Annotated in this window: 14 protein-coding genes; 10 read left to right on the top strand and 4 right to left on the bottom strand. The window is 68.0% G+C overall.

Annotated elements, in window-relative coordinates; genetic code table 11:
• From ACLJPD_RS32520 to ACLJPD_RS32555, 8 genes are all read left to right on the top strand, one after another.
• Positions 1–1,032: an MlaD family protein gene (locus ACLJPD_RS32520; protein ID WP_410877297.1), complete on the top strand. Its 1,032-nt coding sequence runs from the start codon at positions 1–3 to the stop codon at positions 1,030–1,032.
• Positions 1,032–2,036 (top strand): MlaD family protein, encoded by a 1,005-nt coding sequence (locus tag ACLJPD_RS32525; protein WP_410877299.1) that lies wholly within the window; start codon positions 1,032–1,034, stop codon positions 2,034–2,036. The genes ACLJPD_RS32520 and ACLJPD_RS32525 overlap by 1 nt, the downstream gene beginning before the upstream one ends.
• A complete protein-coding gene (locus tag ACLJPD_RS32530) occupies positions 2,024–3,043 on the top strand; it encodes an MlaD family protein (RefSeq protein WP_410877300.1) in 1,020 nt (339 codons plus the stop codon). Before ACLJPD_RS32525 ends, ACLJPD_RS32530 begins: the two co-directional genes overlap by 13 nt.
• Positions 3,043–4,140, top strand: coding sequence for an MlaD family protein (locus ACLJPD_RS32535; protein WP_410877302.1), 1,098 nt, complete (start codon positions 3,043–3,045; stop codon positions 4,138–4,140). The genes ACLJPD_RS32530 and ACLJPD_RS32535 overlap by 1 nt, the downstream gene beginning before the upstream one ends.
• Entirely contained in the window at positions 4,137–5,189 is a 1,053-nt protein-coding gene (locus tag ACLJPD_RS32540; protein ID WP_410877303.1) for an MlaD family protein, read from the top strand. Before ACLJPD_RS32535 ends, ACLJPD_RS32540 begins: the two co-directional genes overlap by 4 nt.
• Positions 5,186–6,139, top strand: a complete 954-nt coding sequence (locus ACLJPD_RS32545) for an MlaD family protein (RefSeq protein ID WP_410877304.1) — start codon at positions 5,186–5,188, stop codon at positions 6,137–6,139. The genes ACLJPD_RS32540 and ACLJPD_RS32545 overlap by 4 nt, the downstream gene beginning before the upstream one ends.
• 130 nt (positions 6,140–6,269) lie before the next feature.
• Positions 6,270–6,914 carry a hypothetical protein gene (locus tag ACLJPD_RS32550; RefSeq protein WP_410877305.1) on the top strand — a complete coding sequence of 215 codons (645 nt, stop codon included), beginning with the start codon at positions 6,270–6,272 and terminating at the stop codon, positions 6,912–6,914.
• A 159-nt stretch (positions 6,915–7,073) separates the two neighbouring features.
• Positions 7,074–8,645 (top strand): Na+/H+ antiporter, encoded by a 1,572-nt coding sequence (locus tag ACLJPD_RS32555; RefSeq protein WP_410877307.1) that lies wholly within the window; start codon positions 7,074–7,076, stop codon positions 8,643–8,645.
• Positions 8,646–8,656: 11 nt separating this feature from the next.
• On the opposite strand, the gene ACLJPD_RS32560 is transcribed toward ACLJPD_RS32555, so the two are convergent.
• From ACLJPD_RS32560 to ACLJPD_RS32570, 3 genes are all read right to left on the bottom strand, one after another.
• On the bottom strand, positions 8,657–9,421 hold the full coding sequence (locus tag ACLJPD_RS32560) for a VIT family protein (protein ID WP_410877309.1): 765 nt from the start codon (positions 9,419–9,421) through the stop codon (positions 8,657–8,659).
• A gap of 107 nt (positions 9,422–9,528) precedes the next feature.
• Positions 9,529–11,157 (bottom strand): GMC oxidoreductase, encoded by a 1,629-nt coding sequence (locus ACLJPD_RS32565; RefSeq protein WP_410877310.1) that lies wholly within the window; start codon positions 11,155–11,157, stop codon positions 9,529–9,531.
• Between the two features lie 67 nt (positions 11,158–11,224).
• Positions 11,225–11,779, bottom strand: a complete 555-nt coding sequence (locus ACLJPD_RS32570) for a YdcF family protein (RefSeq protein ID WP_410877311.1) — start codon at positions 11,777–11,779, stop codon at positions 11,225–11,227.
• Positions 11,780–11,879: 100 nt separating this feature from the next.
• Between ACLJPD_RS32570 and ACLJPD_RS32575 the strand changes: the two genes are divergently transcribed.
• Together ACLJPD_RS32575 and ACLJPD_RS32580 are read left to right on the top strand one after the other, a co-directional pair.
• Positions 11,880–13,379, top strand: coding sequence for a flavin-containing monooxygenase (locus ACLJPD_RS32575; protein WP_410877313.1), 1,500 nt, complete (start codon positions 11,880–11,882; stop codon positions 13,377–13,379).
• Positions 13,380–13,457: 78 nt separating this feature from the next.
• Complete coding sequence (locus ACLJPD_RS32580) at positions 13,458–13,862, top strand: hypothetical protein (protein WP_410877315.1); 405 nt, start codon at positions 13,458–13,460, stop codon at positions 13,860–13,862.
• A gap of 72 nt (positions 13,863–13,934) precedes the next feature.
• Here the strand turns inward: ACLJPD_RS32580 and ACLJPD_RS32585 are convergent, their stop codons facing one another.
• A complete protein-coding gene (locus tag ACLJPD_RS32585; RefSeq protein WP_410877317.1) occupies positions 13,935–14,423 on the bottom strand; it encodes a MarR family winged helix-turn-helix transcriptional regulator in 489 nt (162 codons plus the stop codon).
• Positions 14,424–14,858: the final 435 nt, after the last annotated feature.

The raw sequence follows: 14,858 nt of genomic DNA on the forward strand, positions 1-14,858 counted from the left end.
GTGCCTAACTACGGAATGCCGGGCGTCGCGGCCGATCGGCGCACCGCGCGCACGACCGGCGCGATCATCCTCGGACTGATCACGGCGGTCCTGCTCGGGACCGTCGCCTACAACAACCTGCGCACCGAGGACGGCCTGCGCATCGCCCTGCACACCGAACATCTCGGTGACGGCATCAGCGCGGGCAGCCAGGTCCGTGTCGACGGCGTGACGGTCGGCGAGGTCGCCGAGGTGACCCCCGGTGCCCGCGGCACCCAGCAGGTCGCGCTGCTGCTCGACGCCGAGCGACTGGTCGGCATCGACGACAGCCTCGCGATCGACTACGCCCCGACCAACCTGTTCGGCATCGCCGAGATCGAATTGCGCCGTGGTGCGGGCGGTTCGCCGCTGCGCGAAGGCACGGTCCTCGACCTCACCGGCAACAACGGCGACCGGGTCTACGACGCCACGATGAGCGCGATCCTGCGCAGCCTCTCGCAGGTCGGCATGACCGTCACCAGCCCGCAGATGGCGACCGTCATCTCCCAGCTGGCCGCCGACTTCAAGGCCTTCACCCCGCTGGTCCAAGCCCTGATCACGGTCGCCAAGACCATCGCCGACAACCAGGACGTCATGCCATCGGAGTTGTTCGGCAAGCTCGGCCCCGCCTTCGACGGCGGCGGTCAGTTCGCGGGCGCCACCATGAAGGTGATCGACGAGCTCAGCGAGATCCGGGTGACCCAGGTCGACAAGGAGCGCTACGACATCGGTGTCGGAGTGATCGGCGGCTCCATCCTGCCCGCGCTCAGCACCACCCTGAGCACCGCGGGCGGGCACTTCGCCGAGACCACCGACATGCTCGCCCCGATGCTGCTGGCGCTGGCGCAGATGTCGCCGAACCCGCGCCGGACCGGCGCCGATCTCACCGCCCTGCTGCAGAACCTGCGTGGCGCCATGCCCGACGGTCCGAACGGTCCCGTCCTCAACCTCGACGTCGAACTCAGTGGTGTTCCCGGCATCGCGGTGCCGCTGTTCGGAAAGGCCGGTGGGTGATGAAGATTCGCGCAACCGCACTGCGCCTCGGTGTCTTCACCCTGGTGATGATCACCGTCCTCGGCATGGTGTTCACCCTGATCAAGCGCCCGGTCGACGGTGAAACCAACGCCCACGACGCGCTGTTCACCGACGCCAACGGTCTCAAGGTCGGCAACGACGTGCGGATGTTCGGCGTGCAGGTGGGCAAGATCGAGAAGATCAGCCTCGAGGGCGACAAGGCCAAGGTCGCGATCACGGTCAAGGCCGACACCCCGATCTACGAAAACTCCAAGCTGGCCATCCGCTATCAGAACCTCACCGGCCAGCGCTATATCGACCTGCAGCAGGCGCCGAACCCCGGTAAGACGATCGCCGCGGGCGCCAGGATCGGCGCGAACATGACCGTCCCGTCCTTCGACGTGACGAGCCTGTTCAGCGGCCTCAAGCCGGTGCTCGCCACGCTGTCGCCGGAAGCGATCAACCAGTTCACCGCGAGCATGCTCGCGGTGATCGAAGGCGACGGCACCGGCCTGGGCCCCGCACTGAGCGCGATCGATCAGCTCGCGAGCTACGCCGACGACCGTCAGCAGGTGATCAGCACGCTGATCCGCAATCTGTCCGACATGGGCGACAGGCACGGCGGGAAGGTCGGGCACCTGGTGCCGCTGCTGGCCCGGCTCACCGACATCTTCGAGGCGATGCAGCGCAACATCGGCGGCGTCGCGCAGTTCGCGATGACCGCACCCTCGGTGCTGGCACCGGTGGACCGGTTGCTCGCCTCGCTCGGCCTCGTCGAAGGCGGCGGCGCCGATGTCGACGCGATGATCCGTGGGTTGTTCCCGAATCCACAGGAAGCCGTCGAGGTGTTCGGCAAGCTCCCCGGCCTGCTGGCGACGGTCGACGCCTCGCTCGCCCGCGGTTTCGCCGACTTCACGCCGCACTGCAGCAACGGTGCCGCCGAGGTGCCCGCGCCGCTGCAGGTGCTGATCGCCGGACAGAAGGTCACCGTATGCAACCGCTGAAAATGCTCACCGAGATGTTCGCCGGTGATCGCCCGATCCCCGATGAGGCGGGCAAACGCGCACGGGAACTGCGGATGGGGATCATCGGCCTGAGCCTGGTCGTGCTGTTCATCATCGCCGCCGGTGTGGTCTACGTGGTGCCGCTGGGCAAGCACACATACACCGCCGAACTCAGCGAAGCGCAGTCTGTGCGCGAGGGCGACGACGTGCGCCTGGCCGGCATCTCGGTCGGCAGCGTCACCTCCCTCGAACTGAAGCCCGACAAGGTGCTCATGCGGTTCACCGTCGACAACGACGTGTTCGTCGGCGACAAGACCTCACTCGATGTCCGCATGCTGACCGTGGTCGGCGGCCACTACGTCGCGCTCTACCCGGCAGGCTCGGCACCGCTGGGGGACAAGGCGATTCCTTCCGATCGAATCCGGCTGCCCTACAGCCTGATCGAGACGTTCCAGGACGCCACCGCCCCGCTGGCCGCCGTCGACGGCGACACCGTGCGCAACAACCTGGCCGCCGCGAACTCCGCGATCGAGACCTCGCCGGAGGCGCTGCGCACCACCCTGGACACCGTCGGCAAGTACGTCGACATGCTCGATCGTCAGCGCAGTCAGGTGTCGAAGTCGATCGCGGTCGTCGACGAGTACATCTCCATGTACGACGGCGCCAAGTCCGATCTGGGCAGGCTGATGGACAACGTCAACCTCCTCGAAGACCTGTTGCTGAGCAAGCGGGCCGAAATGGCCGAAGCGGTGCGGTTGCTCACCTCGGTGGTGAACCGGCTCGCGGGAGTCGCCCCGTCCTGGGACTCCACCCTGAAACCGCAGGTGCAGGCGCTGGCCGACGCGCTGCCGCGACTGGGTGAACTCAGCGGTCAGCTCGAGCCCGTCATCGGCACCGTCGCTGAACTGCAGACCAAGCTGTCGCAACTGGCGACCCCCGAAGCCGGTGTGGTCGTCGATCAGTCGAGCGCCCGCGTGTGCGTACCGCTGCCAGGGAAGGCCTGCTGATGCTGAAAAGACTGCTCGGATCCCAGGCGTTCATGTCGATCGCCGGTGTCGCGGTGCTCGTGGCGCTGGTCACCGGCGGCTACTTCGTGGCCTTCGATCCGCTGAAGAAGACGCAATCCTATTGCGCGCTCATGCCCGACGCGATCGGCCTCTACCCGGGCAACCACGTCACCATGCGCGGCATGGATGTGGGCGAGGTGACCGCGGTGCGCAACGAGGGTGCCAAGGTGCGGGTCGAATTCTCCGTAGACGCCGAATTCGGTGTCTACTCCGATGCTTCCGCGACCACGGTCGCGTATTCGGTCGCGGCGGACCGCAATCTGGCGGTGCTCACCAGCGGCAAGACCGCGCCCCCGCTGGCCGGCGGCTGCATCACCAAAACGCTGACGCCCAAGAGCATCACCGAAACACTCACGGCGCTGGCGAGCCTGTCCGACGAGCTCTCCGGCACTACCGTCGGTGAGCCGAGTGCCCTGTCCGACGGCCTGTCCTCGCTGAACCGCGCGACCGAGGGCACCGGCCCGACGGTCAACGAACTCATCCACAAACTGGGTTCGGCGATGAACAAGCCCGATGCCGACATCGGTCACCTCGCCAGTCTTTTCGACGCGTTCGCCTCCGTCTCGAACCGCGTCGCCGCCAACTGGGGTGACCTGCAGACCATGCTGGTCCGACTGGCGCCGCTGCTGAACATGGCCTCCGACGACTTGCTCGGCCCCGCCACCTCGCTGTTCGACGGTCTCGGCGAGCTGCTGCCGATGCTCAACGACGTCGCCATCATCCTCGGCGACCCACTGATCGGCGCGCTCGACGACGCCGTCCCGCTGGTGAAGTTGTTGCGCGCAGGAGTCGGATCGCTCAGCGAGATCGTGGCGAAGATGCCCGCGCTCGCGTCTGCCTTCCGTAGCGCCACCGATCCAGCGGGCGGCACCGCGATCACCTACGCGCCGCCGAAGGTCGCATTGCCCAGCGGTGAGGCCGACCAGGTGTGCACCGCGGTGAACGCCCTGCTCCCTGGACACTGCGCCGATCCGGCGCAGGGACTGGCCGATGTGAATCTCGTGCAGGTTGTGCTGGGAATGGCAGGTGCTCGATGAACGATCGAAAGATGGTGCGGCGCAGTGTGACAGCACTCGTCGTCGCGGCCGGACTCGCGGTCGGCGGCTGTGGTTTCGACCCCGCCGAGGTGCCGGTACCCGGCTCGCGGGTCAGCGGTTCGACCTACCGTGTGCAGATCGAGTTCAGCAGCGCGCTGAACCTGCCCGCGAAGTCGAAGGTGATCGCCAACGGCGCCGAGATCGGCATCGTCGACGGCGTGCGGGTCGTCCAGCCCGCCGACGCCCCCGCCGGTCGTGGGGGTTACGTCATCGTCGAGGCCGACATCCTCGACACCGTGCAGTTGCCGACGAAGTCCATCGCCGAACTGCGCCAGGACACCATTCTGGGCGATATCCACCTCTCGCTCACCACCCCGAAGGACGGCTTCGGCGAGCTGCTGCGCGACGGCGGCACCATCCCGATCGAACGCACGAAACCGCCTGTGCAACTGGAAGACACGATGGCCACCATGGCCCTGTTCGTCCAGGGCGGGGCGATCGGACAGCTGCAGGAGATGCTCGGCCGGATCAACTCGGTGATGCCACAGGATCCGAAGGAAACCGCGCGCATCTCGGCGGTGATGGGCGCCGACGCCACCGACCTGGCCGCGAACCTGGATCAGGTCGATCTGCTGGTCGACGGACTGTCCCGGAATGCGGCGATCCTGCACGACGACACCGAACAAGCGCTGACCGACATCCTCACCCCGGCGGCCGTAGCCTCGCTGACGGGCACGCAGGACTCGATCGCCAAGACCATGAAGATCTTCGACGCGCTCGGCCCGGTCGGTTCCTCGCTCACCTGGCTGGCCCCGATCGCGAGCTCCGGCGACGCCGCCGCGACCACGTTCCTGCCACTGGCCACCGGTGGTTCGGCCGATCTGCGCTCCTCGACCAATATGGCACTGCTCACCGCGCTGTTGCGCGACAAGATCATTCCCTTCGCCGAGCGCGGACCCAAGGTGAACGTCACCGGCGTCGAGGTGTCCGAAGAAGACCAGTTGGCGCAGATCGTCACCGCGCTGCGGATGATCGGAATGGTGCGATGAAGGTCGGTGCGCTGGCTTCCCTCGGTGGTATCGCCGCCATCACCGTGCTCGGCGCGAGCTACCTGACCTTCGGGGTGGTGCGCGTCGACCCGTTCGCCGATTTCACCGCGGCCTCGATCGAGATCGCGAATTCCGGTGGTCTCAGCGTCGGTTCGCCGATCCTGCTCACCGGCATCGAGATCGGCGAGGTCACCGGCGTCGATACCTCCGCGAGCGGTCGCGTCGAGGTCGGCTTCCGGTTCGGCGCCGATCACAAGGTGCCGATGAGCAGTGTCGTCACCATCGAGCACCTGTCCTCGCTCGGTGAGCCGTACGTGCAGTTCGTGCCACGCGACGCCAACGGGCCCTATCTCACCGACGGACAGCGCCTGTCCGGGGAGAACGTGCGAACGCCGATGTCGATCCCCGAGGTCGCGCGGCTGGTCACCAAGACCGTCGAGCAGCTCGATCCCGCGGTCGTCGGCACCCTGGTCGACACGCTCGGCACGGCGATGGTCGGCACCGAGAACGTGATCCCCGAGCTGGCACGGGCTGGCGACCTGCTCGCCGCGGCGCTGATGAGCCGCGCCCCGGCGATCGGCGAGCTGCAGAACAACTTCGAATATGTGTCGGGCGACATCGCCTGGGCCGGGCCCGCCACCGCCGCCGCGGCGCCCGCTTTCATCCGGTTGAGTCAGGTGATCGATCAGTTCGTCGAATCGGTCGGCCGGGCCACCGAGGGTGATCCGCGGATGTATCTGCGCGAAGACGGTCTGGTGCCGTTGCTCGAGCAGCTCACCGCCAAGCTGAACGAGCTCGGCCCCGAGCTCGCGGCCCTACTGCCCGGGCTGCGCCCACTCACCGAATCGGTGACCGCCGCCGCTCCACAGCTCGATCTGAGCACGCTGATCGAGCAGGCGCTGCACAACACCGACGCGGACGCGGTGAAGGTGCGGGTCGCGATCAAGTAAACATCTGGCAACCATCGCATATAGGTGTTTACCCTGGCCAGTGGTTGTGTGGCCGAGCCGGGTGGTCTGCGAGCAACCGTGCGGTAGCGTGCTGGACGGGGGAGACCTGATCCGCGGCGAAGGCGGTGCGATGGCAGAGAGCAGCGAGGGTCCCGAAACCCGGGCCGGCAGCAGTACTCGGACGGTCGCGATCGCGGCGGTACTCGCCGCCTTGCTCGCGCTGGTGGTCGCGCTGGGCCTGGTGCTGCGCGCCGACCAGGGTGCAGACAACCCGTCGGTGAACCCGATGGGCTCCGACGCCAACGGTCTCCCGGTCGCCGGATCCGATCAGGAAGCCGCCGATGGACAGCCCGCGAATTTCGCGCCCCCGTGGCCCGCCAGGCGGATCGGCGGCAACTGCTCGGCAGGCGGCATCACCGCCCACTGGCGTGTCCACGACGACGGCGCGTGGCAATGCACGGTGACCACCCCCGACGCCATGCCCCCAGCCCCCGCGCCACCACCCCCGGGCCCTGAACCGGCACCCGAACCGGCCCCTGTCGACGCACCCGCGCCGCCGCCGGCATTCGAGCCGCCGCCGCCCGCATTCGAGCCGCCCCCGCCGCCCCCACCGGTCTACGAGCCCCCCGCTTACGAGCCGCCGCCCCCACCTGAACCACCCCCGGTCTTCGAACCGGAACCGGCCCCGCCGCCCCCACCGCCGCCGCCGGTCCTGCAACTCCCGTTCCCCCTCCCACCGATCCTGCTCCCACCCGCAGCGGCCGTCCGACCCTGACCCCGGCCGCTCGGTCGGGTACGGATCCTGATGCGACGATCTGTCCTCGACCGCGGCCGCCCAGAGACCGATGTAGGCGGCCAGCCAGCGGTCATCCGACCCTTGACCGGCGGCGGGTCGGTGCCTTCGCACCGGCGATCTCGGTGAGACTGGTCAGCTATGGACCAGTTGGTGCTGACTCTGGTGATCCTGCTCGCGGCCGTGCTCGCCGAACCGCTCGGTGCGCGTATCGGTCTCGCGCCGTCGATCCTGATGACCCTGTTCGGCTGCCTGCTCGCGCTGATCCCCGCCGTGCCGAGCCTGAGCATTCCGCCCGAACTGATCCTGCCCCTGGTGCTGCCGCCACTGCTCTACGCCGCCGCCCGCCGCACCTCGTGGCGACAGTTCGCGGAGAACTGGCAGATCATCGCGTTGCGCGCGGTCGGCCTCGTGATCGTCACCGCGATCGCGGTCGCCGCGGTGTTCCACGCCTGGAATCCGGCCACCGCCGTCGCCGCGGCCGTGGTGCTCGGTGCCCTGGTCGCGCCACCGGACCCGGTGGCGGCCACGTCGATGGCGAGCCGCCTCGGGCTGCCGCGCCGACTGATCGTCACCCTGGGTGGCGAAGGCCTGTTCAACGACGTCACCGCGATCGTGATCTATACCGTCGGTATCCAGGTGGTCATGACCGGCCTGTTCAGTCCATGGCATGCCCTCGGCGACTTCGCGATCGCCGCGGTGGTCGGACTCGGGGTGGGCCTGGTGCTGGGTTGGCTTGGCAGCAAGCTCACGAAATACCTCGACACCCCCACCACCCAGGTCGGCCTGAGTCTGCTGCTGCCCTTCGCCGCCTATGGCATCGCCGAACACTGGGAGGGCTCGGCCGTTCTCGCCGTGCTGGTCTGCGCGCTGTATCTCACCGACGCGGTGACCGAGATCGGCGACCGCGGGTATCGCCTGGTCGCCGACTCCGTCTGGGACATCGCCGAAATGCTCATCACCGGTTTCGCGTTCGCCCTGATCGGCCTCGAATTGCGCGTGGTCATCGAGACCACCGGACACAACTGGCCGTCGCTCGCTGGGGTCACCGCGGCGGTGATCGGGGTGGTCGTCGGCCTGCGCCTGGTCTGGCTGATGGCCACCTGGGCGATCAGCAGCAAACTGCCCTACACCGACGAACCGTTCACCTGGCGCGAGGTGATCGTCACCTGGTGGGCAGGCATGCGCGGGGTGGCGACGGTGGCGCTGGCACTGGCCGTGCCGTTGACCCTCGACACCGGCGCCGACTTCCCGGCCCGCTCGGAGATCCTGTTCATCGCCTTCGCGGTCGTGCTGTTCACCCTGCTCGTGCAGGGTCCGACGCTGCCGCTGGTGGTCCGCCTCACCGGGGTACATGCCGACACCCGCCAGGAACGCGCCGTGGAACAGGCACTCTGGACCAGGGTCGTGAATGCCGAACTCGCCGAACTCAAATCGATCGCCGCCCGCGACAACCTCCCCGAAGACATCTACGACGATCTCAAGGCGGTGTTGCGCCGCCTGACCGCCAAGGCCGATCCCGAAGCGGCGGACGCCGACGCGAAAGCCGCCCTCGAATCCGAACGCAAACTCGCCACCCAGATGCGCGCGGTCCGCGCCGCCGTCACCGAGGCGGGCCGCCGCGAAGCCCAAGCCGCCCGCCGCGAACCCGGCATGCCCCCCGAGGTGGTCGACCGCGTCACCCGCCGCCTCGACCTCGGCCCCACGCACTGAGTGTGCCGAGTTCAGCCGCTAGTGATGGAGTCGGTGAGGGCGCCGATTCCGTAGGTGATCGCCATCGCCAGGGCGCCGCTGACTACCACTCGCAGCACCGCGCGGCCTCGATTGCCGCCGCCGAGGCGGGCGCTCACCGAGCCGGTGATCGCGAGGGCGATGAGCACGGCGGCGAACGTCACCGGCACCCGCCATGCGGTGGGCGGCAACACGATTGCCAGCAGCGGTAAGAGGGCGCCGCAGGTGAACGCGACAGCCGAGGAGACGGCCGCCGCCCATGGATTGGTCAGCGCGCGGGGGTCGATACCCAGTTCTGCCTCCGCGTGCGCGGTGAAGGCGTCGTGGGCGGTGAGTTCGGCGGCGACCGTGCGTGCGGTGGCCGGGCTGAGCCCCTTCTTCTCGTAGATCCCGGCCAGTTCGGCCAGTTCGAAATCGGGGTCGTTGGCCAGTTCGCGGCGCTCCTTGGCCAGCAGCGCCTTCTCCGAATCCCGCTGCGTGCTCACCGACACGTATTCGCCCGCGGCCATCGAGATCGCGCCCGCGACCAGTCCCGCGATACCGGCGGTGAGGATCGTCTGGGCGTTGTCCGTGGTCGCGGCGACACCGACCACCAGCCCCGCGGTGGAGACGATGCCGTCGTTCGCGCCGAGCACCCCCGCGCGCAGCCAGTTCAACCGGCTCGCGAGCCCCTCGGTATGTGGCTCGTGTGGATGCCCCGACCCAGGCGCACCACCGGTCCCACTCGGACGACTGTTCTCTGCAGGCGAGTCCGGCATTCGCCCAGCCTAGTCGGGAAAACCGGCCGCTCATCGGCCCGTCGACGCCGAGTCGGCGCAGATGGGCACCAAAGTTCGACTCGTTCCATGCTGAGTCGGGCACCCGCTCAGTTTCGTCGAGCCACCGACGGATCAGCGGTGGCAGCCAGTCCCGCGCGCAGTGTGTCGGCCAGTCGCACCGCGAGCGCGAGCACGGTCAGCGTCGGATTGACGTGCCCGTTCGTCGGAAACACCGAACTGCCGGCGATGTAGAGGTTGTCCACCCCGTGTACCCGGCAGTGCTGGTCCACGACCCCGTGCCGCGGATCGGCCGACATCCGGGTGGTGCCACCGGGATGCGCCCAGTCGGTGAACGGTAGGGGAGCGGTGCTGCCGGGCAGTGCCGGGGGAACAACCTGCGGCGTCGGCAAACCGAGCCGCGCGAACTCGCCGACGAGCAGCGCCGTCGCTCGCCGCACCGTCCGGTCCTCCTGTTCGCTCACCCGCCAATCCACCTGCGGCAGCGGCATTCCCACCGGATCGGTCCGCGTCGAAAGCCGCACCCGGCTGTCCGCGTCGGGAGTCTGCTCCACCATCGCCCGCACCTCGACACCGGCCAGCCGATGCGGCAACCCGACCAGGTCCACCAACCTGCGTCGCGCTCCGTTGAGCAGAAGTCCGGTGTCGGACATCATGATGCGCACATCAGCCCACCGGGCCTGCCCGCTCAACAGCCGCTTCACTGAGTCCCACGGATCGTCATCGGCGGTGACCTCTTGCAACCACAGCGCACAGTTCACCAGCGACTCGCGCCGCTGCAGCGCGGGCGACAACGCCATCCCGTGCAGAAAAGTATGCCGACCCCGCGCGCTCTTGACCACGTACCTGCCGAACCGGTCCAGCGCCGCCCCGGCCTCCGCGGGCCGCAACGTCGCGACCACCCCGCAGCGGTGATCCATCAGATACCGCCCGACCTGGTCGTACCGATTCCCGATCCCGCCGACGAGGGTGCGCCGCGAGGCCAGCAGCAGTCGCGGCGTCGCGATCCCGCCCGCGGCCAGCACGAACATCCGCGCCTCGACGGTGCGCACGCGCCCACCGTCGCCGGTCACCTCCACTGAATTCACATGCGCGCCAGTGGCATCGGTGTCGATATGGGTGACGGTCGCGTTCACCAGCACCCGCGCGGTCGGCGCGACGATTTCGCGCACGTGCGGACCCCACCGTTTGCAGTCGAACCGGTTGGCCGGGTCGCGGCTGATCTGCCAGAAGTAGGGGCGCAACGCGGCGGTGTCGAGCGCGTCGGCGGGCGCTTGGCGCCCGGACAGCGGCCAGAACTCGCTCTCGGTGAAGCCGGTGCCGTGGCCGAGCCCGGCATGCGCGGCGGCGCGTTCGGCGTAGGGCCGCAACGCGCCCGCGTCGATCGGCCAGCCGGACCGCGGGACCCAGGGCCGATTGGCGAAGTCGAGATCGTCGAGTACCCCGCATCGCCCGGCCCAGCTGTGTGAACTTCCGCCGAGCACCCGGTCGCCCGCGATGCGGTCCGGCTCCGCCCGCGGTGCGCCGATACTCTCGATCGCGGTGAAAGCCGCGTCGTCCGAGGTGATCTCGTGACCACCGCTCTCCAGCACCAGTACCCGCAGTCCGGCGGCGGCCAATTCGGTGGCCACCGTCAGTCCCGCCGGGCCGGACCCGATGACGCAGATCTGGGTGCGCAACGCGTCGTCACCGACGGTGCGCAGGTCCTCCACAAGCATCGGCGGTCCTCTCACCAGCACGGTCCCCGAACCGCTTGTCTCACTGTAGGAGCCGGACCACCGTGTGTCAGTCGGTCTCACAATGCTGATTGACGAAAGCTCTGATGTATCCGGCAGATTGGCGCACATACATCCACGACCAGAACTCGAACCCCGAATCCGACGGGCTGGCGACCATCGTGATCTCGCCGTCGTAGCACTTCTCCACGATGTACCTGGCGCGCGACACATGCGGCGTGAAGGTGACCACGATGATGTGGCGCCACCCGTAAATCTCTGCGCGCCGCACTATTTCGCGCGCCTCACCATCGGTGGTCCACGGGTCGGGCACGAAACACGAGACACGGAAGGCGAATCGGCCGCCGCAGTACTTGTCCATCACCGGATCGTCAAGTCCGGTGGACTGCGAGATCAGCACCTCGGGAGCAAAGCCGCGCTCGGCCAGTTCGATGCCGAGGTCGAACCGTTCGTAGGCGGTGCCGCCGAGGACCACGATCACGTCGGCGGGCCGTAACGGGTCGACTTGCGGGTGCACGAAGACCGGCAGTCCGGCGAACGCGGTAGCCAGCAAGGTGACGAGTGCGCCGACGAGCAACCATCCCGCACGCCGAAAGATCGACACCGCACCGACGATACCGAAATCCGAACAGTGGGCGCCGGTCGCGCGATCGACCAGGCACGCACCCTTCTGTCACGGTCGCCCGGCAGGCACACTGGAGCCCATGACCGACACCGCCAGTGCCCCCGAACACCTCGACGTCGTCATCGTCGGCGCCGGTTTATCCGGCATCGGGGCCGCCTACCGGCTGCAGACCGAACACCCGCACCGCAGCTATGCCGTCCTCGAGGCGCGCGCCGACCTCGGCGGCACCTGGGACCTCTTCCGCTACCCGGGCATCCGCTCGGATTCGGACATGTTCACTCTCGGCTACCCGTTCAAGCCGTGGCGCGCGGCCCGCTCCATCGCCGACGGTGCCGCGATCCTGGATTACATCCGCGAGACCGCGCAGGAGAACGGCATCGATCGGCGCATCCGCTTCGGTTCCCGGGTGATCGGCGCGGATTGGTCATCGGCGCAGGCCCACTGGCAACTCACCATCGCGCACGAGGGCCCCGACGGCCCCGAGCTGAGCACCTTGACCTGTGGTTTCCTCTACACCTGCGCCGGCTACTACGACTACCAGCAGCCGCACGCCCCGGAATTCCCCGGCCTCGACGACTTCGCGGGCACCCTCGTGCACCCGCAGTTCTGGCCCGACGACCTCGACATCCGCGACAAGCGGATCGTCGTGATCGGCAGCGGCGCCACCGCCGTCACCCTGGTACCCAACCTCGCCGCCGACGCCGCGCACGTCACCATGCTGCAGCGCAGCCCCACCTGGATCAGCCCCGTCCCCGGCCGCGACAAGCAGGCCGACAAGATCCGCAAACTGCTCCCCGCGGGTTTGGCCCACCGGCTGATCCGGACCAAGAACATCCTGTTCAGCATAGGTTTCTACCAGTTCTGCCGGCGTCGCCCCGCGGCCGCGCGCAAACTGCTCACCGACCTCACCACGCGCATCCTCAAAGACGACAAGCTCGTCGCCGAGCACTTCACGCCCGACTACGACCCGTGGGACCAGCGCCTGTGTGCCGCCCCCGACGCCGACTTCTTCAAGGCGTTGAAGAAGGGCAAGGCCTCGGTGGTCACCGAGCACATCGACACCTTCGTCGCGGAGGGTATCCGTCTGGCATCGGGGCAGACGCTGCCCGCCGACATCGTCGTCACCGCCACGGGCCTGCGCCTGCTCGCTTTCGGCGGCATCGCGCCGTCGGTCGACGGCACCCCCGTGCCGCTGGCCGACCAGTTCGTCTGGCAGGGCGCCATGCTCACCGGTCTGCCCAACTTCGCCATCTGCGTCGGCTACACCAACGCGTCATGGACCCTGCGCGCCGATCTCACCTCCCGCCTGGTCTGCAAGGTCCTCACCCACCTCGACCGCACCGGCAGCGCGGCCGTCGTCCCGGAACCCAAGGGCGCGCTCGCCGAACGTCCACTGCTCGACCTCAACGCGGGCTATGTCCTTCGCTCGATTGCCGCGTTCCCACGCCAGGGCGACCGCCATCCGTGGCGGGTCAGGCAGAACTACCTGCTCGACGCCCTGATCACCCTGCGCACCGACCTCGGCAAAACCTTGCGTCCGGTGCCGCGACGGGTCAGGGAGTTCACCCGCAACGGGTGAGGCGCGCGGTCGGCCGGGCTCCTACCGTTGCCGTGTGCCGTGGTGGCATGTGGCGTTGACCTGACGGAAGGCCCAGCGATGACAGACACAAATCAGCACCGGGTGCGCGACGGAATCGCGGCAGGAACCTCCATCGGTGCCGGCATCCTGCTTGCGGTGGTCGGTGTCCTGCAGATTCTCCAGGGGATCTCCGCGGTCGCCAACGACGATCTCATCGTCGTCGGACCGCAGTACACCTACCAGTTCGACCTCACCAGCTGGGGCTGGTGGCACATCATTCTCGGCGCGCTCGCGGTGATCGTCGCGATCGGCCTACTGGCAGGCCAGACCTGGGGCCGAGTATCGGCGATGGTGATCGCCGCCTTGTCGATCATCGCCAATTTCCTGTGGCTGCCCTACTACCCGTGGTGGTCGATCCTGATCATCGCCGTCGACATCGTGGTGATCTGGGCGGTGGCCACCTGGCGACCGACCAACGCCTGAGCCGTTCTGATTCTTCCGGCAACGCCGCCCCGGTCACCGGGGCGGCGTTGTTCGCTGCTCGGTACCGGCAGTTCAGCGGTCGAGCGCCGACTGCCCCGCGGCAACGTCTCCGAGAGTGTGGACCAGATGCAGCGAGAGCCGCTCGCCGAGGACCGCGAGTTCGGCCTTCTGTGGATCGTCGAGCCCGTCGAGCACCAGCTTGCGTATCGCGACGACATAGTCCGGCGTCGCCGCCACCACCTTGGCCTGCCCGGCCTCGGTGAGTACCGCTTCGATCCCACGCCCCGATTCCGCGGCCTCGCGGCGCGCCCACCCCACCCGTTCCAGCTTCGACACCACGTGGGAGAGCCGGGAAATGGAACCGTGTCCGCGAGCGGCGAGCATGCTCAACCGCATCCGCCGCGCCGGCGCGTCATTGAGCAGCGCCATGACCCGGTACTCGAAATGGGTCAGCCCGAACTCGCGCTGTAGTCGCGAGTCGAGCGCGCTCGGCACGCGCATCGAGAGAGTCACCACCGCGCTCCACGCGCGCCGCTCGACCGAGTTGAAATCCTCCGTCACCTCGGCCTACCTTCCGTTCATTCGGTAGCTAAAGAATTGCTGACCGTCGGCGAACTGTATAACGGAGGAAGAGGCCTGTCTATGGACGACTCGTCATTTGACCAGCTGAAAGACCATTTTTGAGATCAACGCCACCCTGGACAAATGATCAGTTGCCAACCGGTCGCGGAATGTATCGCATGGGTCGTCGCAGTGCCCGCAGAGGGCGAGGCCGCTGAACTCGCAGTAGTGTGGGGGCAGTGACCTGGGGAAATGCCGGATCTTCCAGGCGATTTGACTTCGTGTTGGTCGGCACGTAACTTTATTCGAGTCAGAGCGACACGGACACCGACTCAGCCGCCCAGCGGCCGGGACACGAGGTAGTACGATGAGCGCCTGACTGACTGCGTGTTCAGACCGACATGGTACGGATTTGCTTCCGGCTGGTTGGCTGAG

The organism is Nocardia sp. A7, assembly GCF_046549215.1.
Taxonomy (GTDB): Bacteria; Actinomycetota; Actinomycetes; order Mycobacteriales; family Mycobacteriaceae; genus Nocardia.